21 protein-coding genes are annotated in these 21,805 nt (G+C 69.3%); 13 read left to right on the top strand and 8 right to left on the bottom strand.

What is annotated here, in order from left to right; genetic code table 11:
• The 3 genes from ABZU72_RS00605 to ABZU72_RS00595 form a co-directional block, all read right to left on the bottom strand.
• Complete coding sequence (locus ABZU72_RS00605) at window positions 1-1,332, bottom strand: MFS transporter (protein ID WP_355016968.1); 1,332 nt, start codon at window positions 1,330-1,332, stop codon at window positions 1-3.
• A gap of 66 nt (window positions 1,333-1,398) precedes the next feature.
• Window positions 1,399-2,259 (bottom strand): shikimate dehydrogenase, encoded by an 861-nt coding sequence (locus ABZU72_RS00600; RefSeq protein ID WP_355016967.1) that lies wholly within the window; start codon window positions 2,257-2,259, stop codon window positions 1,399-1,401.
• 134 nt (window positions 2,260-2,393) lie between these two features.
• Entirely contained in the window at window positions 2,394-3,026 is a 633-nt protein-coding gene (locus ABZU72_RS00595) for a TetR/AcrR family transcriptional regulator (RefSeq protein WP_355016966.1), read from the bottom strand.
• A gap of 83 nt (window positions 3,027-3,109) precedes the next feature.
• Between ABZU72_RS00595 and ABZU72_RS00590 the strand changes: the two genes are divergently transcribed.
• Entirely contained in the window at window positions 3,110-4,915 is a 1,806-nt protein-coding gene (locus ABZU72_RS00590; RefSeq protein ID WP_355016965.1) for a TIM barrel protein, read from the top strand.
• Window positions 4,916-4,988: 73 nt separating this feature from the next.
• Here the strand turns inward: ABZU72_RS00590 and hppD are convergent, their stop codons facing one another.
• Entirely contained in the window at window positions 4,989-6,194 is a 1,206-nt protein-coding gene (gene hppD / locus ABZU72_RS00585) for a 4-hydroxyphenylpyruvate dioxygenase (protein ID WP_355016964.1), read from the bottom strand.
• 119 nt (window positions 6,195-6,313) lie between these two features.
• On the opposite strand from hppD, the gene ABZU72_RS00580 reads away from it, so the two are divergent.
• The 7 genes from ABZU72_RS00580 (at window position 6,314) to ABZU72_RS00550 (ending at window position 13,190) form a co-directional block, all read left to right on the top strand.
• Complete coding sequence (locus tag ABZU72_RS00580) at window positions 6,314-6,784, top strand: Lrp/AsnC family transcriptional regulator (RefSeq protein ID WP_355016963.1); 471 nt, start codon at window positions 6,314-6,316, stop codon at window positions 6,782-6,784.
• A gap of 56 nt (window positions 6,785-6,840) precedes the next feature.
• A complete protein-coding gene (locus tag ABZU72_RS00575; protein WP_355016962.1) occupies window positions 6,841-8,025 on the top strand; it encodes a 4-oxalomesaconate tautomerase in 1,185 nt (394 codons plus the stop codon).
• Window positions 8,022-9,059: an amidohydrolase family protein gene (locus ABZU72_RS00570; RefSeq protein ID WP_355016961.1), complete on the top strand. Its 1,038-nt coding sequence runs from the start codon at window positions 8,022-8,024 to the stop codon at window positions 9,057-9,059. Before ABZU72_RS00575 ends, ABZU72_RS00570 begins: the two co-directional genes overlap by 4 nt.
• Before the next feature lie 120 nt (window positions 9,060-9,179).
• A complete protein-coding gene (gene ligK, locus ABZU72_RS00565) occupies window positions 9,180-9,863 on the top strand; it encodes a 4-carboxy-4-hydroxy-2-oxoadipate aldolase/oxaloacetate decarboxylase (protein ID WP_355016960.1) in 684 nt (227 codons plus the stop codon).
• Window positions 9,864-9,867: 4 nt separating this feature from the next.
• On the top strand, window positions 9,868-10,779 hold the full coding sequence (locus ABZU72_RS00560; RefSeq protein ID WP_355016959.1) for an amidohydrolase family protein: 912 nt from the start codon (window positions 9,868-9,870) through the stop codon (window positions 10,777-10,779).
• A complete protein-coding gene (locus ABZU72_RS00555; protein ID WP_355016958.1) occupies window positions 10,772-12,151 on the top strand; it encodes an MFS transporter in 1,380 nt (459 codons plus the stop codon). The genes ABZU72_RS00560 and ABZU72_RS00555 overlap by 8 nt, the downstream gene beginning before the upstream one ends.
• A gap of 10 nt (window positions 12,152-12,161) precedes the next feature.
• Entirely contained in the window at window positions 12,162-13,190 is a 1,029-nt protein-coding gene (locus ABZU72_RS00550; RefSeq protein ID WP_355016957.1) for a VOC family protein, read from the top strand.
• Window positions 13,191-13,240: 50 nt separating this feature from the next.
• Here ABZU72_RS00550 and ABZU72_RS00545 read toward each other — a convergent pair whose 3' ends face one another.
• Complete coding sequence (locus ABZU72_RS00545) at window positions 13,241-14,329, bottom strand: HAMP domain-containing sensor histidine kinase (RefSeq protein WP_355016956.1); 1,089 nt, start codon at window positions 14,327-14,329, stop codon at window positions 13,241-13,243.
• Window positions 14,330-14,339: 10 nt separating this feature from the next.
• Window positions 14,340-15,005 carry a response regulator transcription factor gene (locus ABZU72_RS00540; RefSeq protein WP_141804182.1) on the bottom strand — a complete coding sequence of 222 codons (666 nt, stop codon included), beginning with the start codon at window positions 15,003-15,005 and terminating at the stop codon, window positions 14,340-14,342.
• Window positions 15,006-15,090: 85 nt separating this feature from the next.
• Between ABZU72_RS00540 and ABZU72_RS00535 the strand changes: the two genes are divergently transcribed.
• Window positions 15,091-16,218, top strand: a complete 1,128-nt coding sequence (locus tag ABZU72_RS00535; RefSeq protein WP_355016955.1) for a peptidoglycan bridge formation glycyltransferase FemA/FemB family protein — start codon at window positions 15,091-15,093, stop codon at window positions 16,216-16,218.
• Window positions 16,218-16,799 (top strand): VanZ family protein, encoded by a 582-nt coding sequence (locus ABZU72_RS00530; RefSeq protein ID WP_355016954.1) that lies wholly within the window; start codon window positions 16,218-16,220, stop codon window positions 16,797-16,799. The genes ABZU72_RS00535 and ABZU72_RS00530 overlap by 1 nt, the downstream gene beginning before the upstream one ends.
• Here ABZU72_RS00530 and murF read toward each other — a convergent pair.
• Window positions 16,755-18,098, bottom strand: a complete 1,344-nt coding sequence (murF, locus tag ABZU72_RS00525) for a UDP-N-acetylmuramoyl-tripeptide--D-alanyl-D-alanine ligase (protein ID WP_355016953.1) — start codon at window positions 18,096-18,098, stop codon at window positions 16,755-16,757. The genes ABZU72_RS00530 and murF overlap by 45 nt on opposite strands.
• A gap of 207 nt (window positions 18,099-18,305) precedes the next feature.
• Between murF and ABZU72_RS00520 the strand changes: the two genes are divergently transcribed.
• From ABZU72_RS00520 to vanX, 3 genes are read left to right on the top strand one after another with little or no spacing between them, the layout of a single operon-like run.
• Complete coding sequence (locus tag ABZU72_RS00520) at window positions 18,306-19,286, top strand: D-isomer specific 2-hydroxyacid dehydrogenase family protein (protein ID WP_355017328.1); 981 nt, start codon at window positions 18,306-18,308, stop codon at window positions 19,284-19,286.
• Window positions 19,279-20,319: a D-alanine--(R)-lactate ligase gene (gene vanA, locus ABZU72_RS00515; RefSeq protein WP_355016952.1), complete on the top strand. Its 1,041-nt coding sequence runs from the start codon at window positions 19,279-19,281 to the stop codon at window positions 20,317-20,319. Before ABZU72_RS00520 ends, vanA begins: the two co-directional genes overlap by 8 nt.
• Window positions 20,316-20,930, top strand: coding sequence for a D-Ala-D-Ala dipeptidase VanX (vanX, locus tag ABZU72_RS00510; RefSeq protein WP_355016951.1), 615 nt, complete (start codon window positions 20,316-20,318; stop codon window positions 20,928-20,930). The genes vanA and vanX overlap by 4 nt, the downstream gene beginning before the upstream one ends.
• Window positions 20,931-20,954: 24 nt before the next feature.
• Here the strand turns inward: vanX and ABZU72_RS00505 are convergent, their stop codons facing one another.
• Window positions 20,955-21,797, bottom strand: a complete 843-nt coding sequence (locus tag ABZU72_RS00505; protein ID WP_355016950.1) for a CHAD domain-containing protein — start codon at window positions 21,795-21,797, stop codon at window positions 20,955-20,957.
• Window positions 21,798-21,805: the final 8 nt, after the last annotated feature.

Raw genomic sequence — 21,805 nt, 5'->3', positions numbered from 1 at the left:
TCAGACCGTCGCGCCCTGAGGGGACCGAGCCGGCCGCACACCGAGGTCGGCGGTGCGTACGTCCTTGGTCTCGCGGGCGGTCAGAGCGGCGATCGACGCGACGAGGCAGACGACCGCGGTGTAGCCGGCGGTGACGACCCAGCCGCCCTCCTGCACGCCACCCAGAGCGGTGACGATCGACGGCGTGAACCCGGCCAGCAGGAAGCCGATCTGGGTGCCGATCGCGACACCGGAGAAGCGCACCGGGGTCGGGAACATCTCGCCGTAGAAGGACGGCCAGGTCGCATTCGCGGCCGCGTAGCCGAACGAGAAGGTCAGGACCGCGAGCGCGAAGACGAGCAGCTCGCTGCCCTGGCTCATCGAGAGCAGGTAGAACGGCATCATCACCGCGCTGGCCACGGCGCCGTAGATGAAGACCGGCTTGCGCCCGATCTTGTCCGCGAGCCGGCCGAACATCGGCTGGGTGAACAGCGCGACGACGTTGGCCGCGACGACCAGCCACAGCGTGATCGAGTCGACCATGCCGACCGCGACTCCGTAGGCGATGGCCAGGTTACCGAAGACCGTGGAGACGGCCGCGATGAAGGCGCAGCAGATGACTCGCACAACGTCGACCCAGTGGTCACGCAGCAGCACCGCGAGGGGCAGCTTGGCGACCTCGTTGTTGGCCTTGGCCTCCTCGAACTCCGGAGTCTCGTTGAGGCGGCTGCGGATGAAGAACGCCACCAGGACCACGATCGCGGAGAGCCAGAACGGGATCCTCCAGCCGATGCTGTACTTGATGTCGTCCGGCAGCGCGACGACCGGGATGAAGACGAGCGCGGCCAGGATCTGGCCGCCCTGGGTGCCGGTGAGCGTCCAGGACGTGTAGAAGGAGCGCTGATCGTCGGGGGCATGCTCGAGCGTGAGCGAGCTGGCACCGGCCTGCTCACCAGCGGCTGAGAGCCCCTGGAGCAGCCGGCAGAAGACCAGCAGTGCGGGCGCGATCCAGCCGGCCTGGTCGAACGACGGCAGACAGCCGATCAGGAACGTGCTGCCGCCCATCAGCAGGAGGGTGAACAGCAACACCTTCCGGCGGCCGATCCGGTCACCGAAGTGACCGACGAAGACCGCACCGACCGGGCGGGCGACGTACGCGAAGGCGAACGTCGCGAACGACATCACCAGCGCGGCGTCGCCGGCGCTGGGGAAGAAGACGTGCGGAAAGATCAGCGCCGCGGCAGAGCCGAAGACGAAGAAGTCGTAGTACTCGACGGCACTGCCCATGAAGCTGGCCAGCGCGGCCCGGACCGGGGTCTTGCCTTCTTGGTTCTCGGTGTCAGGTCCCGCCATCGGGTCCTCCTCGGGTAGGCCCGCGGTTCCTGACCGCGGACGGGTGGGGGGTGTCTGAAGTTTGGGTCAGCCGGCCGCGGCCAGCTCGCGCAGGTGGGCGAGCATCCGTTCGGCATCGGGGTCGATGCCGGTGATCAGCCGGAAGGCGTCGACGGCCTGGTAGACCGCCATGTGGCCTCCGTGGAGCGTCCGGCAACCGACCTCACGCGCCGCCTGCAGCAGCGCGGTGTCCAGAGGCCGGTAGACGATGTCCGCCACCCACAGGTCGGGGCGGAGGAGGCTCGTCTGGAGCGGCGTACCGGGGTGGTCGGCCATGCCGACCGGGGTGCAGTTGACCAGTCCGTCGGCGTCAGGCAGGAGCGCCGGCAGCTTGTCCACGTGGCTCGCCTCGACGGTGCTCTCCGGGTGCTGACGCCGGATCTCCTCGACCCGCGCCTGGGCGCGGTCGAGGTCCATGTCGGCGATGACCAGGCGATCGACGCCCTGGCCCACGAGCGCGTGAGCGACGGCCGAGCCCGCCCCGCCCGCGCCGAGCTGCACGACCATGCCGAGCGGGGCACCCGGCATCCCGGTACGCAGCGCATGACCGAAGCCGGTCGTGTCGGTGTTGTAGCCGACCGCACCCTCGTCGGTGAAGACCACGGTGTTGACCGCACCGAGCCGGGCCGCGGTCTCGTCGAGCCGGTCGAGGTGCTCGATCACGAGCTCCTTGCACGGGTGGGTGATGTTGAGCGCGTCGAAGCCGAGTCGCCGGGCGTCCCTCAACAGGTCGCCCACGCCCTCGGCCGGGATCCCCAGATCGGTGATGTCGAGCGTCTTGTAGACGTACGACAACCCGTGCTCGAACCCTTCGCGCATGTGCAGCGCCGGACTCAGCGAGGGTCCGACGCCCGCGCCGATCAGGCCGACAAGAAACGAAGACTTCATCCAGGCGATCCTTAATGTACGAACTAGTACGTTACGAAAGTGAAGGGGATCACATCCCGCCCCGGATCGTCAACCCGACACCGGAAAGAGCCCGTCCCCGCGGCGCGGGGACGGGCTCTTTCGCGGGCATGTGTTCAGTGAGCAGTGAGCCAGCCGACGACGATGTCGCCGAGGATGCGGCGGTGGCGCTCGCGTACGTCGGGGGCGAGCATGTCGCGACCGAAGAGGTAGCCGAAGGTGGCGCTGTTGGCGACCTGGAAGACGCAGTAGGAACTGATGAGCATGTGCACGTCGATGGCGTCGACGTCGGCGCGGAGCTCACCGGAGGCACGGCCGCGAGCGAGGACCACGTCGAGGAGGGAGGCCGCCGGGGTCCCGAGGTCACGGAGCGACTCGACCTTCCCCAGATGCTGGCCGTGATGGATGTTCTCGACCGAGACGAGACGGATGAAGGCGGGGTGGCCATGGTGGTGGTCGAAGGTCAGCTCGGCGATCCTCCTCACCGCCTCGACCGGCGCCAGGTCGTCTGCGTGGATGCTCTGCTCCGTCTCACGGATGCGCCGGTAGGCGGCCTCGAGCACGGCGAGGTAGAGCCCCTCCTTGCCGCCGAAGTAGTAGTAGATCATCCGCTTCGTGGTGCGGGTGCGCTCGGCGATCTCGTCGACCCGCGCACCGGAGTAGCCCTGCTCGGAGAAGATCTCGGTCGCGATCTCGAGCAGATCAGCCCGGGTGCGTTCGGCGTCTCGCAGCCGCTCTGCCGACTTCATGTCCCCGAGCCTAGAGCACGGCCGGCTTCCCAACCCACAGCATTGTATGTACCGTTTCGTACATTAGCGACGAACGGAGAACCATGCGCACCTCGATCGCCACGGTCTGCCTCAGCGGCGGCCTGGTCCAGAAGATGTACGCCGCGGCCGAAGCCGGCTTCGACGCGATCGAGATCTTCGAGCCCGATCTCATCGCCGCACCTCAGTCCCCCGAGGAGATCCGGGCGCTCGCCGACCGGCTCGGGCTCACCCTCGACCTCTACCAGCCCTTCCGCGACGCCGAGGGCGTCGACGAGACCGCCTTCCAGGACGTGCTGCACCGCGCCGAGGCGAAGTTCCAGCTGATGAACCGGCTCGGCATCGACCTGATGCTGGTCTGCAGCAACGTCGGCACCGCGACCGTCGACGACGACGAGGTCTCCGCGGGCCAGCTGCGGCGCCTGGGTGATCTGGCTGCGACGTACGACATCCGGCTCGCGTACGAGGCGCTCGCCTGGGGACGGTTCGTCGACGACTACCGGCGCTCGTGGCGCATCGTCGAGCTCGCCGACCACCCCAACGTCGGGATCTGCCTGGACAGCTTCCACATCCTCTCGCGCGGTCACGACCCCAAGCAGATCGAGGAGATCCCGGCCGAGAAGATCTTCTTCCTGCAGCTCGCCGACGCTCCGGCGCTCAGCATGGACGTGCTCTCCTGGAGCCGCCACCACCGGCTCTTCCCCGGTGAGGGCAGCTTCGACCTGCCGGCCTTCCTCGGCCACGTCCTGCGCGCCGGCTACGACGGCCCGCTGTCGCTGGAGGTCTTCAACGACACCTTCCGCCAGACCGATCCCGTACGTACCGCCCGTCAGGCCCAGCGCTCGTTGCGCTGGCTCGCCGACCGCACCGCCGATCTGCTCGGCGAGGAGGCCGACCGCGAGGCGGGTCCGCTCCCCCGGCTGCCCCAGGTGGCCGCGCCCGAGGCCTTCGACTTCGTCGAGATCAAGGCACCGGACACCTCCGGTGTCGAGGTGCTGCTCGAGCAGCTCGGCTTCGACTTCGGCGGCCGCCACCGCAGCAAGCAGGTGCGCCTGTGGACCTGGGGCGCGGCCCGCGTCGTGTGCAACGACGTACCCAGCGCCTCCCCTGAGCCGCGCATCGCGGCCGTCGGCTTCGATCTCACCGACTCGGACCCGGCCGCCGAGCGCGCCGCCCGGCTGATGGCGCCGCCGGTCCACCGCCGGACGTACGCCGGTGAACAGGCTCTGCGCGCCTTCACCTCCCCCGACAGCACCGAGGTCTTCCTCTCGCACGCGGAGGACTGGATCGGCGAGTTCGACGGCGGAGTGTCGAGCACCGGGCGCGGCGCCCAGATCGACCACGTCAACCTGGTCCAGCCCTGGCACAGCTTCGACGAGGCGGTCCTCTTCTACACCAGTGTGCTGTCGCTGACGCCGCAGGCGACCCAGGAGGTCGCCGGCCCGGCTGGTCTCGTACGCAGCCAGGTGATGAGCTCACCGGCCGGTGGCGTACGTCTTCCGCTCAACCTGCTCCCGAGCGGGCAGCTCCCCAACGATCAGCAGGGCCATGCTCAGCACATCGCGCTCGCGTGCCACGACATCATTGGCGTCGTCGCGGCCGCCCGGGAGCGCGGCCTGCGCCCGCTCGAGGTCCCGGGCAACTACTACGACGACCTGGTCGCCCGTTTCGGTCTAGCCGACGACCTCGTCGCCACCCTGCGCGAGCTCGACCTGCTCTACGACCGCGACGCCGACGGTGAATACCTGCACTGCTACACCGAGACCGTCGGCGAGGTCTTCTTCGAGCTCGTCGAGCGCCGCGAGCGCTACGACGGCTACGGCGCCGGCAACGCCCCGGTCCGCCTGGTCAGCCAGGCGACCGCTGGTTGAGCCCGGCGAGCGCCAGCGAGCCGGTGTCGAAACCAACACAGTTGGTACACGACTGTGTTGGTCTCGAGCCGGATCAGAAGTTGCCGCGGCGCTCCTGCTCACGCTCGATGGCCTCGAAGAGGGCCTTGAAGTTGCCCTTGCCGAAGCCGAGGGAGCCGTGGCGCTCGATCATCTCGAAGAAGACCGTGGGGCGGTCGCCGATCGGCTTGGTGAAGATCTGCAGCAGGTAGCCGTCCTCGTCGCGGTCGACCAGGATGCCGCGCTTCTGCAGCTCCTCGATCGGCACGCGCACCTCACCGATCCGGGCGCGCAGCTCGGGGTCCTCGTAGTAGGAGTCGGGGGTGTTGAGGAACTCGATCCCGGCGTCGCGCAGCGCGTCGACGGTGGCCAGGATGTCGCCGGTGGCCAGCGCGAGGTGCTGGGCGCCGGGGCCTTGGTAGAACTCCAGGTACTCGTCGATCTGCGACTTCTTCTTGGCGATCGCCGGCTCGTTGAGCGGGAACTTCACCCGGTGGTTGCCGTTGGCGACGACCTTCGACATCAGCGCGGAGTAGTCGGTGGCGATGTCGTCGCCGATGAACTCGGCCATGTTGGTGAAGCCCATGACGCGGCCGTAGAAGTCGACCCACTCGTCCATCTTGCCGAGCTCGACGTTGCCGACGACGTGGTCGAGCGCCTGGAAGAGCCGCTTGGGGGCGCCTTCGGGCTTCTTCAGCGTCGAGGCGCGGGTGACATAGCCGGGCAGGTAGGGGCCGTCGTAGCGGGACCGGTCGACCAGCGTGTGGCGGGTCTCGCCGTAGGTGGCGATGGCGGCGATGCGTACGGTGCCGTGCTCGTCGCTCACATCGTGGGGCTCCTCCAGGACCCGGGCGCCCTGCTTGCGGGCGTGCTCGATGCAGCGGTCGACGTCGGGCACCTCGAGGGCGATGTCGATGACGCCGTCACCGTGGCGGGCGTGGTGGGTGATGATCTCGCTCTCGGGCGCGACGCCGCCCTTGATCACGAACCGCACTCCCCCGCTGCGCAGCACGTAGGAGTGGTGGTCGCGGTTGCCGGTCTCGGGACCGGAGTAGGCGACCAGCTCCATGCCGAAGGCGCTCTGGAAGAAGTGGGCGGTCTGGGTGGCGTTGCCGACAGCCCACACGACCGCGTCCCAGCCGGTGACCGGGAAGGGGTCGGAGGTGTCGTCGTAGGCCACCAGGCCGACGAGCTGCTCCAGCTCGGCCAGCCCGAGTCCGGCGAGCTTCTCTTGGTTGGTCAGGGTGTCTGCAAGCGTCATGCGGGCAAGTCAAGTGGGCCGAGTCACACCAAACAAGTTGACCACCGGACACTGGTCAATCTGTCAGATCGGACCAGCCCTGCCCACGCTTTGCTAGGCAATCTGACTACGATTGAGCCATGAACCTCGATGACCTCGACGTCACCCTGCTGGAGACCCTGCACGCCCACCCGCGAGTCGGCGACCTCGAGCTCTCCCGGGTCGCCGGCGTCGCCCGCGCGACCGTGCAGAGCCGACTGCGCAAGCTGACCGAGGCGGGCGTGATCCGCGACTGGGCACCGACGGTCGACCCGGCCGCCGCCGGCCACACGGTGCAGGCGTTCGTGACCCTGGAGATCTCCCAGGGAGCCCTCGAGGACGTGCGTCGCGACCTCGCCGAGATACCTGAGGTGCTGGAGGCGTACGTCACCACCGGCTCCTTCGACGTCTTCTGCAAGGTGGCGACCGGGTCGCACGCGAAGCTCCAGGAGGTGCTCGTACGCATCGACCAGTCCCACGCCGTCGTCCGCTCGACCAGCGTGGTCACCCTCTCCACCCTGATCGAGCCGCGCACTCTCGACCTGCTGCGCACGGGAGCCACACCGCGCTGACCTCCGCCTGGCAAGATTTTCGTTGACGAGATTGCTAACAATCTTGTGAATGATCTATGGTCTGTGACGTGCGTCATGCCTCAGACCTCCGACCCCAGACACCCGTGCGGTGTCTCCTCATGCGCGGCGGGACCTCTCGCGGGCCGTTCTTCGACGCCCGCGACCTGCCCGCGGACACCGCGCAGCGCGACGCGGTGCTGCTGGCGGTGATGGGCTCACCCGACCCGCTCCAGATCGACGGGATGGGCGGCGGTCACCCGCTGACCAGCAAGGCCGGCATCGTCGCGCCCCGGCCTGCCGGGGACGAGCGGGGCATCGACGTCGAGTGGACCTTCGCCCAGCTCCAGCCCGACTCGGACCGGGTCGACACGACACCCAACTGCGGAAACATGCTCGCCGCGGTGCTGCCGTTCGCGATCGAGACCGGCATGGTGATCCCCGACGGGGACACCACCACAGCACGCGTCCTCACCCGCAACACCGGTGCGGTCGCCGAGATCACTGTGCAGACGCCCGCCGGACCGGACGGGCAGCGCTTCGTACGCTACGACGGCGACGCCCGCATCGACGGCGTCCCCGGCACGGCGGCGCCGGTGCGGATCGGGTTCCTCGACACCGCCGGCTCGGTGGCCGGGAGCCTGCTGCCGACGGGCAACGTACGCGACACCGTGGACGTCCCCGGTGTCGGCTCGATCGACGTCACCCTGATCGACAACGGCCAGCCGCTGGTGATCGTCGACGCCCGAGACCTCGGCACGACCGGCGCCGAGAGCCCCGAGGAGATCGACGCCGACGACGCGCTCCGGGCGCGGATCGAGGCGCTGCGGATCGTCGCCGGCCACGCGATGGGGCTGGGTGATGTGACCAGCAGGCCCTTCCCCAAGATGACGCTCGTCTCCGCCCGGAGGAACGGCGGCGCGATCAGCACCCGCAGCCTCATCCCTCACCGCACCCACCGATCGATCGGTGTCCTGGCCGCCGTCACCGCCGCCACCGCGGCCGTGCTGCCCGGCTCCGTGGCCCACGACCTCGCGGTGCTGCCTTCGGTCACCACCACGCCGGACGGGGGCGAGACCACGCTCAGCGTCGAGCACCCCACCGGCGAGTTCAGCGTGACGCTGGGCCTCGACCCCGACGACCCGACGCGTGTGACCCGATCCGCCCTGCTGCGTACGGCTCGCCTGATCATGGCCGGTCAGGCCATGGTCCCGAGCGCCGTCCTCCGAGGAGATTCCGCATGATCATCGACATCCACGGCCACTACACGACCGCGCCGGCGCCGCTGGGCGAGTGGCGCGACGCGCTGGTCGCGGCGCTGACCGACCCGAGCGTCGCGCCGGACCCGGGCGGGCCGCGGATCTCCGACGACCAGATCCGGGAGACCATCGAGGCCAACCAGCTGAGGCAGATGGACGAGCGCGGCATCGACCTGACCGTCTTCTCCCCGCGGGCCTCGTTCATGGCCCACCACATAGGCGACCTCTCGACCTCCACGGAGTGGGCGCGGATCTGCAACGACCTGTGCGCCCGGGTGGCCGAGCTCTACCCGACCCGGTTCGCCGCCGGCGCGATGCTGCCGCAGTCGCCCGGCGTCTCCCCCGCGACCTGCGTCGCTGAGCTCGAGCGGGCGGTCACCGAGCTCGGCGCGGTCGCGGTCAACGTCAACCCCGATCCCTCCGGCGGCCGCTGGGACTCCCCTCCGCTGACCGACAGGTCCTGGTATCCGGTCTGGGAGAAGCTCTCCGAGCTCGACGTACCGGCCATGATCCACGTCTCCACCAGCTGCAACCCGGCCTTCCACACCACCGGCGCCCACTACCTCAACGCCGACACGACCGCGTTCATGCAGCTGCTGACCGGCGACCTCTTCGGCGACTTCCCCGATCTGCGCCTGGTGATCCCGCACGGCGGCGGCGCGGTCCCCTACCACTGGGGCCGCTTCCGCGGTCTGGCCCAGGCCCTCGACCGCCCCGACCCTACGGAGACGCTGATGAGGAACGTCTTCTTCGACACCTGCGTCTACCACCAGCCCGGGATCGACCTCCTCCTCGACGTCGTTCCGCACAGCAGCGTGCTGTTCGCCTCGGAGATGATCGGCGCCGTACGCGGCATCGACCCGGACACCGGTCACCACTTCGACGACACCCGCCGCTACGTCGAGACGTACGCCGCCCGCAACGCCCTCACCGAGGCCGAGGTCGCCGCCCTGACCGAGACCAACGCCCGCCGGGTCTACCCCCACCTCGACCAGCGGCTCACCGCTCAGGGCCGCTGAAGCCCATGTAACACGTCGTTTGTAGGACTACTCGCCCTAAGTGAACGACCGGATAGTCCGACGAACAGCGTGTTACACCCCGCCGCCCCGCGCGAAACCCCCAGCAAGGAGATCCACCACGTGCACGAGCTCGGAGTAGTTCACATCAAGATCGACCGCGCCGACCGCGCGGCCGTCGACGCCCTGGCGCAGTTCGGCGTCGCCACGATCCACGAGGCGATGGGGCGGCTGGGGCTGATGCGGCCATACATCCGCCCGGTCTACGAGGGCGCGAGGCTCTGCGGCACGGCCGTGACCGTGCTGCTCCAGCCCGGTGACAACTGGATGCTGCACGTCGCCGCCGAACAGGTCCAGGACGGTGACGTCGTCGTGGCCGGCTGCGTGACCGAGTCCGAGGACGGCTTCTTCGGCGAGCTGCTGGCCACCTCGCTGCGCAGCCGCGGCGCCCGCGGCCTGGTCATCGACGGCGGTTGCCGCGACGTCGACGAGCTGCGCGAGATGGACTTCCCGGTCTTCTCCCGGGCGATCAACGCCAAGGGCACCGTCAAGGCGACCCTCGGCTCGGTCAACGTCCCGGTCAATGTCGCGAACGCGCTGGTCAACCCCGGTGACGTGGTCGTCGCCGATGCCGACGGCGTCGTCGTCGTCCCGGCCGCACGCGCGGCAGAGGTCGCCGAGGCCTCCCGCAGGCGCGAGGAGGCCGAGGCCGGCAAGCGGACCCGCTTCGAAGCCGGCGAGCTCGGCCTCGACATCTACGACATGCGCCCGAAGCTCGCCGAGCTCGGCCTCACCTACAAGGACTGATCCGATGGTCACCCCCGGCTGGCTGCACTGGTTCGAAGGACCCTCGAAGCCCACCTTCAGACTCCCCGAGGGAGCGGTCGACGCGCACTGTCATGTCTTCGGTCCTGCCGACGAGTTCCCGTTCGCGCCCGAGCGCAAGTACACACCGGTCGACGCCTCCAAGCACCAGCTCTTCGAGCTCCGCGACCACCTCGGCCTGGCCCGCAACGTCCTCGTCCAGGCGACCTGCCACGGCGCCGACAACAGCGCGCTTCTCGACGCGCTCGATCACTCGGACGGCAGAGCCCGCGGGGTCGCGACCGTCCGTGCCGACGTCAGCGACGAGGAGCTCGCCGGCCTCCATGAGGCGGGGGTGCGCGGCGTACGTTTCAACTTCGTCAAACGCCTCGTCGATGCCACTCCCACCAAGGAGCTGGAGACGATCGCGGCCCGGATCGCGCCGCTCGGCTGGCACGTGGTGATCTACTTCGAAGCCGCGGACCTGAGCGACCTGAAGGGCTTCTTCGCGAGCCTGCCGGTGCCGCTGGTCGTCGACCACATGGGCCGCCCCGACGTGACCAAGGACCCCGACGGTCCCGAGTTCGCGGAGTTCCTCGACTTCGTCGCGGCCAACGACGTCTGGGTCAAGGTCTCGTGTCCCGAGCGCCTCACCGTGACCGGCCCGCCGGCCCTGGACGGTCAGCGGCAGGCCTACCGAGACGTCGTCCCGTTCGCCCGCAAGGTCGTCGAGCGCTTCCCCGACCGCGTGCTGTGGGGCACCGACTGGCCCCATCCCAACCTGAAGGACCACATGCCCGACGACGGGCTGCTGGTCGACCACATCCCGCACATCGCCCCCACCCCCGAGCTGCAGCAGGCGCTGCTCGTGGACAACCCCATGCGCCTGTACTGGCCCGAAGGAGAGCGCAGTGCCTGACCTCACCCCCACCAGCACCCCCACCAACGCAGCCAACCGGCTCGACCGGCTGCCCATCTCCAGGTTCCACAAGCTCGCCACCGTCGCCCTCGCGTTCGCCTACTTCTTCGAGTTCGCCGACATCAACACCTTCGCCACGACGGCTCCGGTGATGCGCGAGCAGTGGGGCGTGACGATCAACCACATCGCGTACGTCACCTCCCTCTCGTTCGTCGGCATGTTCATCGGGTCCGTGGTGGCCGGCGGCCTGGCCGACCGGCTCGGCCGGAAACGTACGCTCGTGGCGACCACGATCTGGTTCTCGATCTGGTCCTTCGCCAGCGTCTTCGCCTGGGACATCGTCTCGATGGGCTTCTTCCGGGTGATGACCAGCGCCGGGCTCTCCGCGATGACCGTGGTCGCCGTGGTCTACATGAACGAGCTCTTCCCCCGCGCCAAGCGCGGCAAGTTCCAGGCGTACGTCATCATGATCGGCATCTGCGGCACCCCCGCGACCAACCTGATCGCCTCCGCGGTGGTGCCGATCGCCGACTGGACCTGGCGCCTGGTCTTCCTGTGGGGCGCCTTCGGCGTCCTCTTCCTCTTCTTCGTGCGCCGCCTGGTGGAGTCGCCGCAGTGGCTGGAGTCGCGAGGGCGCCATGCGGAGGCCGAAGAGATCCTGGTCGGCCTGGAGCGCGACGCGACCGCCGAGCACGGCACCCTCCCCGAGGCGCTGCCGCCGCTCGACGCCGGCCCTGCCACCCGGCCCGGGCTGGCGATGCTGAAGGACAAGCGGTTCCTCTACCCGACGATCCTGCTCTCGGTGCTGTGGATCTCCCAGACGATCGGCTTCTTCGGCTTCTCCTCCTGGGCGCCCACCCTGCTCGCGGCCGAGGGCGTCAGCGTCGAGGACTCGATCTTCTACGTCGCACTGACCACCATCGGCGCCCCGCTCGGCTCCTTCCTGGCCTCACTGGTCACCGACCGCTACGAGCGCAAGTGGTGCCTGGTCGTCTTCGGCCTGATCATCGCCGGCTCCGGCCTGCTCTACGGATTGACCTTCACGCCGCTGCTGATCGTCGCCTTCGGGTTCCTGGTGAACCTGTTCGAGCGCGGCTACACCGCGCTGGCCTACGCCTACTCCCCCGAGCTCTACGACACCAGGGGCCGCTCCCTCGGCACCTCGCTCTCCTACGGTCTCGGCCGGCTCTCCAACGCCGCCGGACCGCTGATCATCGCCGGTCTCTACAGCGGGCTGGGCTACCAGGCCGTCTTCTTCTTCATCGCCGGCACCTGGGTGGTCGGGGCACTCGTCCTGGCGATCTTCGGCCCGGCCACCCGCAAGGCCCGTCTGGCCGCCGAGGCCGCGGCCGTCCCGGCAACGTCACGCTGAAGGACTGAACATGACCAACCCAGTTCCGGAGAACCTGACCACGCTCAAGCGGATGGTCGCCGACACCCCTACCCGCCCACCGCTGGGCGATGTGGCGCACATCGGTCACGCCCAGCTCTTCACCCCCACCCCTGCGGCGACGGTGTCGTTCTTCACCGACTTCCTCGGCCTGACCGTCTCGGGGCAGGACGGCGAGAGCACCTACTTACGCACCTGGGACGACTACGAGCACCACAGCGTCGTCGTCACCGAGCGCGCCACACCCGGCATCGGACGTACGGCACTGCGCTGCTCGTCCCCGGAGGCGCTGGAGCACCGGATCGAGGCGGTCGAGCGCACGGGGGTGACCGGCGAGTGGAAGCACGACGAGCCCGGCATCGGGCCGCTGTGGGTGACCCAGGATCCCGACGGACACGAGTTCGCGCTCTACCACGAGACCGAGTACTGGGAGGCACCGAGCGACGAGCTCCGGCCCGGACTGAAGAACCAGCCCCAGGCCAAGCCCGGCCACGGGGTCGCCGTGCGGCGTCTGGACCACATCAACTACCTGGCCCGCGACGTCGAGACGACGACCGGCTTCGTGATCGATGCCCTCGGCGCCCGGCCCACCGAGCAGATCAGGCTCGACGACGGCCACATCGGCGCGCGCTGGTCGACCTTCACCCAGAAGTCGTACGACGTCGTCTACACCGAGGACTGGACCGGGTCGACCGGCCGGCTGCACCACCTGGCCTTCGCCACCGACTCCCGCGAGGACATCCTCCGGGCCGCCGACCTCGCCCTGGACACCGGCGTGTTCATCGAGACCGGACCGCACAAGCACGCGATCCAGCAGACGTTCTTCCTGTACGTCTACGAGCCCGGCGGCAACCGGATCGAGCTGTGCAACCCGCTGACCCGCCTGGTCCTCGCCCCCGACTGGCCGCTGATCACCTGGACCGAGGCCGAGCGGGCCAAGGGCCAGGCGTGGGGCCTGAAGACGATCTCGTCGTTCCACACCCACGGCACTCCCACGGTCAACGAACCGCCCGGGTTGTGAAGCTGAGAGTGGCCCAGGGGTCACTCTCAGCTTCACAACCCAGAGGCCACCTAGTCGCGCGTCCTGGGCAGCTCCACCGAGACCCGGAGCCCGCCCCCCGAACGCGCGAGGACGGCGAGGTTGCCGTCGTGGGCGCGGGTGATGCTCTTGACGATCGCCAGGCCCAGACCCACGCCGGCGTGGTCACCGTGGATGCGCTGGGTGCCTCGCTGGAACGGCTCGGTGAGCGTGGCGACGAGGTCGCGGGAGAGCTCCCCGCCGGTGTTCGCGACGGTGAGGACCACGCTCCTCTCGTTGGCGGCGATGGTGACCGACACCGACCCGTTCTCGGGCAGGTTGTGGACGATCGCGTTGTGGATCAGGTTGGTCGCGACCTGCAGCAACAGCGCGGGCGAGCCGCTGACCGATGCCTGGTCTCCGGAGGTCTCGATCCGTACGCCACGCTGCTCCGCCAGTGGCAGCAGCGTCTCGACCGCCTCCTCGGCGACCAGCGACAGGTCGACCGGCTCGCGGGCGAACGAGCGCTGGTCGGCGCGGCTGAGCACGAGGAGGGCCTCGGTGAGGTCGATCGCGCGGGAGTTGATCAGGCGCAGCCGGTCGATGAGCTCGTCGACATCACGGTTCGGATCCTTGCCCGCGACGTCGAGCAGCGTCTGCGTGATGGCGAGCGGGGTACGCAGCTCGTGGGACGCGTTGGCCGCGAACCGCTGCTGCTCCGCCACCTGCGCCTCGAGCTTCGCGAGCATGTCGTCGAAGCCGTCGGCAAGCTCCCGAAACTCGTCGCCGGGGCCCTCGAGCTCGATCCGGTGCGAGAGAGAACCGCCCGCTGCCGTACGCGTGGCCTCGGTGATCTTCCGCAACGGCGCCAGCATCCGGCCGGCGAGAATCCAGCCTCCTACCAGCCCGAACACGACGAGGAAGCCCATCATCGTGGCCGCCCGCGGGACGAAGGCGCGCTCAAGATCCGACCGGTTCGGGACGAAGGGAGCGCTCGGACTCCCCGGCTGCTGCGGCCACTCCAGCCACACCCCGTCGGGGACGTAGCGCAGCAGGAAGACCCACACGACCGCGAGCAGCAGCACGCCCGTGACCACGATGACCCCGGCATAGCTGAGCGTCAGCTTGAGCCGAACACTCATTCCGGGACGTCTAGGAATCGACATCGATCCGGTATCCGACGCCCGGCACGGTGGCGATGATCGCCGGCTCGCCGAGCCGTTTGCGCAGCGCGGAGACGGTGATGCGTACGGCATTGGTGAACGGGTCGGCGTTCTCGTCCCAGGCCCGCTCCAACAGCTCCTCGGCGCTGACCACGCCGCCCTCGGCGGCGGCGAGCACCTCGAGCACCGCGAACTGCTTGCGGGTCAGCGCCACGTAGCGGCCGTCGCGGTAGACCTCACGCCGGAACGGATCGACCCGCAGGCCGGCGATCTCGCGCACCGGCGGGCGGTTGTAGGCACGCCGCCGGTCGAGCGCCCGCAGCCGCAGCACCAGCTCACGCAGCTCGAACGGCTTGGTCAGGTAGTCGTCGGCGCCGAGCTCGAACCCGGACGCCTTGTCGTCGAGGCGGTCGGCGGCGGTGAGCATCAGGATCGGCATCCCCGTGCCGGAGGCGACGATGCGCTTGGCGACCTCGTCGCCCGAGGGCCCGGGGATGTCGCGGTCGAGCACGGCGATGTCGTAGGCGTTGACGCTCAACAGCTCCAGAGCCGTGTCGCCGTCACCGGCGATGTCGGCGGCGATCGCCTCCAGCCGCAACCCGTCCCGGATCGCTCCAGCCATCAAAGGCTCGTCCTCGACCACCAGCACCCGCATGCTCTGATCCTAGGTTGATGACATATCGCCGACGTATCCGAAAGGCCATACGCCCCGACGACATCGCCACGGGTTTACTGGCACGGTGACCTTCACTGTCCGACCGATCAGTCCTGCCGAGCACCTCGACCACGTCCGGTCGCGGCGGTCGGTCAGCTTCCTGCAGACCCCCGCCTGGGCCGACGTGAAGACCGAGTGGCGCAGCGAGTCGCTGGGTTGGTACGCCGGCGACCGGCTCGCCGGGACCGGCCTGGTGCTGCACCGGCCGGTGCCGCGGCTCGGCTACACGCTGGCCTACCTGCCGTGGGGCCCCGACATCGACTGGGCCGGCGGCCTCACCGTCTGGTTCCCGCCGCTGGTCTCCTACCTGCGCTCGCAGGGCGCGTTCGCGATCCGGGTCGCTCCCCCGGTGCCCACCGACACCTGGAACGCCGCACAGGTCAAGGAGGGCATCGCAGACCCTGAGGTCGTACGCCTCACCGACATCCCGGGGCGGACCGATCCGGTCGGCGACGAGGTGACCCGCTATCTCCGCGACTCCGGCTGGATCCCGCAGAACCCCGTGGACGGGTTCGGAGCGGGGCAGCCGCAGTTCACGTACGAGATCCCGCTGCGCCACCGCGACGGGACCGCCCGGTTCGAGGACGAGGTGCTCGCCGGGATGAACCAGCTCTGGCGGCGCAACATCAAGAAGGCCGCCAAGGCCGGCGTGGAGGTGACCACCTCGGTCGGCGGCGAGGACCTGAAGGCGTTCCACGACCTCTACGTCCACACCGCCGAGCGCGACCACTTCACGCCACGGCCGCTGGCCTACTTCGAGAAGATGTTCACGGCGTTGTCCGCCGAGGACAACGAGCGCGTCAAGCTCTATCTGGCCCGTCACGACGGCGACCTGGTGGCCGCGACGATCTACGTCCGCGTCGGCGCCCACGCCTGGTACGTCTACGGCGCCTCCTCCACGGAGAAGCGGGACGTACGCGGCTCCAACGCCTGCCAGTGGGCGATGATCCGTGACTCGCTGGCCGCCGGCTGCGACGTCTACGACCTGCGCGGGATCACCCCCACGCTGTCCACCGACGACTCCCACGTCGGCCTGATCCAGTTCAAGGTCGGCACCGGCGGGCAGGCGGTGAGGTACGTCGGCGAGTGGGACCTGCCGCTGCGCCCGATCGTCTACCGAGCCTTCGACCTCTACATGAGGCGGGGCCGGTGATGGTGAACGAATCGGGCTCACTCACCTTCACGGGCATCGCCCTGCTCACCATCTTGGCTCTGCCCGTGGCGGTGCTGGCGGTGCCGGTCCTGGCGCTGTTGCGCCGGGCACTGGGTCTCGCGCCGGGCCGGGAATGGCGTACGTCGCTGGCCGAGGTCGCGATCGTCTACGGCACCGTGCCGTTCGTACTGCTGACGATGGTGCCCGGCCCGATGGCCGGCCTGGTCGACGGCAGCGTGAGCCTGGTGCCGCTCGAGGACCTGCCGACCATGACGACCATCGGTGTCGTCGGCAACCTGCTGCTCTTCGCCGCGGCCGGCTTCTTCGGCCCGATCCGCTTCCGGGCGCTGCGCTCGGTGGGGCGGGTCCTGGCGCTCGGCGTGGCCGGCTCGGTGACGATCGAGACCCTGCAGTACACCCTGCGGCTGGACCGGGTCTCCTCCATCGACGACGTACTCCTCAACGCCGGCGGCGCCACGCTGGCCGCGATCTTGTCGTGGCCGTGGTGGCGCCGCCGGCGATCCGTTCCGCCGACCTCAGACCAGCGCCGCGGCGACCTGGTCGAGGCGGGCTCCGCGTGAGGCCTTGACCAGCACCACGTCGCCGGGAGCGAGGTGGCCCCGCAACCAGTCGATCGCGGCGGCGTTGTCGGGCAGGGCGACCGCCCGCTGACCCGCGCCGTCCGCGATGACGGCGGCGGCCTCGCCGACGGTGAGGACCAGGTCGGCCCGGGTGGCGGCGTACGTCCCGATCTCGTGGTGCGCGTCGCGGCTCGCCTCGCCGAGCTCGAGCATCTCGCCGAGCACGGCGATGCGACGCTTGGCGTCGATCGAGGCGAGCGCGTCCAGACCGGCGCGGGTGGACTCGGGGTTGGCGTTGTAGGAGTCGTTGAGGAGGGTCGCGCCGCTGGCGAGGGCGCGCAGCTCCATGCGCCATTTCGAGATCGAGGCGGTGTTCAGCGCGGTCGCGGCCTGCTCCAGGGGGACCCCGGCGGCCAGCCCCGCCGCCGCGGCGGCCGCGGCGTTGAGCGTCCAGTGGGCGCCCACGAACGGGAGCGCGACGACGGCCGTGTCGTCCACGTGCTGAAGGGTGAAGGTGGGCCGACCGAGCCGGTCCAGGGCGAGGTCACGCACTCGTACGCCTGCCCTCTCGCCGGCACCGAAGGCCAGCACCGGACCGTCGGTGAGCTCGCCCATCGCGAGCACACGCGGGTCGTCGGCATGGAGCACCGCTGTGCCGCCGATAGCCAGGCCTCGCACCAGCTCGCTCTTGGCGGTCGCGATGGCCTCGCGGGACCCGAACTCGCCCAGGTGGGCCTGGCCGACGTTGGTCACGACGGCGATGTCCGGCGCGACCAGTCCGGTCAGCTCGGCGATGTCGCCGATGTGCCGGGCCCCCATCTCCAGGACGAGGAACCGGGTGGTCGCGTCGGCGCGCAGCATGGTGAGCGGTACGCCGAGCTCGTTGTTGAACGAGCCGGAGGTCGCGACGGTCGGTGCCGCGCTCGCCAGCACCGCCTCGATCATGTCCTTGGTGCTGGTCTTGCCCTGGGAGCCGGTGACCGCGACGACGGTCATCTCGTCGCGCAGCAGCGCGATGACGTGGGCGGCCAGGCGTTGCAGCGCGGCCTGCGCGTCGTCGACGACGACCGTCGGGAGCGTCATCGGGCGGGAGCCGAGCACGGCGACGGCACCGGCCGCGGCGGCCTGAGGTGCGTACTCGTGGCCGTCGGTGTGCTCGCCCGCGAACGCGACGAAGAGGCCGCCCGGGTCTGCCTCGCGGCCGTCGATCACGGCTGGCGCGCTCACGGTCACCGAGCCGTCGCCGACGACCTTCCCGCCGACCAACGAGGCGATTTCGTCCAAGCTGAGGGGAATCATCCCATCAGTCTTCGAAATCGCACGTTGCCGGCGTGTATCCGCTAATCGATACACGGACGATAACTCTGCCCAGGTCCGCGATCTACCTATCGTCGGCATATCAGAAATTCCATACGGGCCCGCAACTGCTCCTGGGGTTTGCTGGCGTCGATGATCTACCACGAGCCGACCCTGACGGCACCGACCGAGCCGATGGAGCAGACCGTGATCTCGCCGACCGTCGGGATCACGGTCTACGGCTGCGCTCCTGATGAGAGCCGCATTTTCGACGTGTTGGCGCCTGGTCTCGGGGTCTCGTTGAGGACCACGACCGAGCCCGTCTCCCAGGACAATGTCGAGTTCGCGGTCGGAGACCGGTGCATCAGCGTCAGCCATAAGTCGCCGATATCGAACGACACGCTTCTCGCTCTGCAGAAGTCTGGTGTCAGGTATATCTCGACGCGAAGCGTCGGTTTCAACCACATCGACGTCGACTTCGCGAAAAGCATCGGGATAACGGTCGGAAACGTCTCCTATTCACCGGACTCCGTGGCCGACTACACGTTGATGCTGATGCTCATGTCGGTGCGTCAGGCGAAGTCGACGATCCGGCGCACCGACGCCCACGACTACCGCCCGGCGGCCACGCGCGGCCGCGAGCTGCGCGACCTGACCGTCGGCGTGGTCGGGACCGGGCGGATCGGCGCGGCGGTCATCGACCGGCTGCGGGGCTTCGGCTGCGACGTACTCGCCTATGACATCCGGCCCCGGCCCGCGGCCGAGGGGGTGGAGCACGTCGATCTGGACACGCTGGTCGAGCGCAGCGACATCGTCACGCTGCACGCGCCGCTCAGTGCGGAGTCGCACCATCTCCTCGACCGGCGACGCATCGACCGGATGCGCCCCGGTGCGTACGTCATCAACACCGGTCGCGGAGCGCTGATCGAGACCCCGGCGCTCATCGAAGCTCTCGAGGAGGGCCGGCTGGGCGGTGCGGCCCTCGATGTCATCGAGGGCGAGGAGGGCATCTTCTACGCCGATCTCCGGGGGCGGGATGTCCCCAACGGCTGGCTGGCACGGCTCCAGGAGATGCCGAATGTGCTGGTCAGCCCCCATATCGCCTACTTCACCGACCATGCCCTCATGGACACGGTCGAGAACTCCATCGTGAACTGTCGTGAATTCGAAAGCAGGTTTCCGCATGTCTAAGGTCAAGGTCGGCATCATCTTCGGTGGCGTCTTCGAGGAGCACCCCGTCTCGGTGAAGTCGGCGCAGGAGGTTGCCAAGAACCTCGACGCCGACAGGTACGAGGCCTACTGGATCGGCATCACCAAGAGCGGTGACTGGCGTCTGTGCGACGGCCCCGAGGCGAGCTGGGAGGACGGCGCGCACCGCCCGGTCGTACTCTCCCCCGACCGCAGCGTCCATGGCTTGCTCGTCCTCGATGGGGGCAGCTACGAGACGATCCGGCTCGACGTCGTGCTCCCGGTCCTGCACGGCAAGCTCGGTGAGGATGGCGCGATCCAGGGGCTCTTCGAGCTCTCCGGGATCCCGTACGTCGGCTGCGACGTGCAGAGCTCGGCGCTGTGCATGGACAAGTCGCTGGCCTACACGGTCGTCGGCGAGGCGGGCGTCCCGACGCCGAACTTCTGGATCCTCGGCCCCGGCGAGTCGGTCGACCCCGGTGTACTCCCCTATCCGGTCTTCGTGAAGCCGGCCCGCTCCGGGTCCTCCTTCGGGGTCAGCAAGGTGACCTCGGCCGAGGAACTGGCCGACGCGGTGGCGACGGCGCGGCAGTACGACGAGAAGGTGCTCGTCGAGGAGGGGGTCGTCGCCGAGGAGATCGGCTGTGCGATCCTCGGCAACGGTGCCGAGCTGGTCACCGGAGAGGTCGACCACGTCGCGCTCTCGCACGGCTTCTTCAAGATCCACCAGGAGGACGCCCCCGAGACCGGCTCGGAGAACGCGACCTTCATCGTGCCCGCCGACATCCCGGCCGAGGCGCAGGAGCTGGTCAAGACCGAGGCTCAGCGGGTCTACCGTGCGCTGGGCTGCCGTGGCCTGGCGCGGGTCGACATGTTCCTCAAGGCGGACGGCACGGTGGTGCTCAACGAGGTCAACACCCTGCCCGGGCTCACCTCGTACAGCCGCTACCCGCGGATGATGGCCGCGGCCGGGATCTCGATGACCGAGTTCCTCGACCGCGCGGTCACTCTGGCTCTTGAAGAGACCCGGCGATGAAGGACGGGTTCGGCTTCGTCGACGAGCTGGCGCCGGGCATCCGCTGGGACAGCAAGTACGCCACCTGGGACAACTTCACCGGCAAGCCGGTCGACGGCTACCTGGTCAACCGCATCGTCGGGACCCGCGAGCTGTGCGCCGCGCTCGCCCAGGCGCGGGACAAGGCCGCCGCCCTCGGGTTCGGGATCCTGCTGTGGGACGGCTATCGCCCCCAGCGCGCCGTCGACGCGTTCCTGCGCTGGGCCGGGGAGCCCTCGCCGGACGACGACGAGCGCAAGCGAGTGCACTACCCCTCGATCACCCGCCCGGAGATGTTCGAGAAGGGGTACGTCGCCGCCAAGTCCGGTCACAGTCGCGGCAGCACCGTCGACCTGACCCTCTTCTCCTCGGCCACGGGGGCGCTGCTGGACATGGGTGGTGACCATGACCTGATGGACGAGATCTCCCACCACGGCGCGGCCGGGGTCTCCGAGGTCGCGGCGCGCAACCGGTCGCACCTGTGCTCGGTGATGGAGTCGTGCGGGTTCAGCCGCTACGAGAACGAGTGGTGGCACTACTCGCTGATCGACGAGCCCTACCCGGACACCTACTTCGCCTTTCCTGTCGGATAGAGCCCCATCGGCTGACTCAGGGGCTCAGGGACTCAGCCAGCCGTGGACCTTCGAGCGGTTCGCCTTCTTCCAGACGGAGGCGAACCGCTCCTCGGCGGCGTCGGCGGCGGCCTCCTCGGCCTCGAGGAGCTCGCGGATGGCGTCGTCGGGCGCTGGGACCTGCCCGATCGTCGAGATCATGACGGCGGCGTCGTTGAGGTCGCCGAGGGTCGACTGGACCGACTTTGCCGCCTCGGCGAGACGCTCGGCGTCATTGCCGAAGACCGCGCCCAGTGACTCGGCCGCATAGCGGACCCGCTTGGCCTTCTTGCGCACCTCGTGGAGCCGCCGGCGACGCTCGTCGGCATCAGCGGCCTCATCGGCGGCATCGACCGCGGCCACCAGACGTCGCCAGCTCCGGCGGAGCCGCTTGCGCAGAGCCTTCTTGCCCGGGTCCGCCTCTGACCAGGGCGGACCGTCGGCGAGGGCCGCGATCAGTGCGCGGTAGCGGTCGCTGTCCAGCTCCGGCAAGAGCCGGGCGCGCCCCTGGGCCTGGCGATCGGCGAGCGCTGCCCGCAGTGCGTCGACACCGGTCGGTCCCGGGCCGTGCTCCGCTGCCCAGCGCGTCAGCCGTTTGCGGAGCACCTCTGCGTCGCGTACGTCTCCGAGGAGAGCAGCCAGCCACTTCAGCTCCGCGCGCAGCGGCTCGGTCTGCTCGGTCTCGAGGAGCGGGCGGTACGTCGCCAGGACGCTGCGCAGCCTGCGTACGGTCACCCGCATCTGATGGATCGAGTCGTCCTCGTCACGCAGCACGAGCCGGCTCCAGCGGTGGAGCGCCACCACTTGGTCGCGCCACCACTCGCCGACCGGCTCGCGTGGATGACTCATCCCCACTG

Source organism: Nocardioides sp. NPDC004968, from assembly GCF_040608935.1.
Classification (GTDB): domain Bacteria; phylum Actinomycetota; class Actinomycetes; order Propionibacteriales; family Nocardioidaceae; genus Nocardioides.
This window is presented reverse-complemented; position numbering and strand designations above follow the sequence as displayed.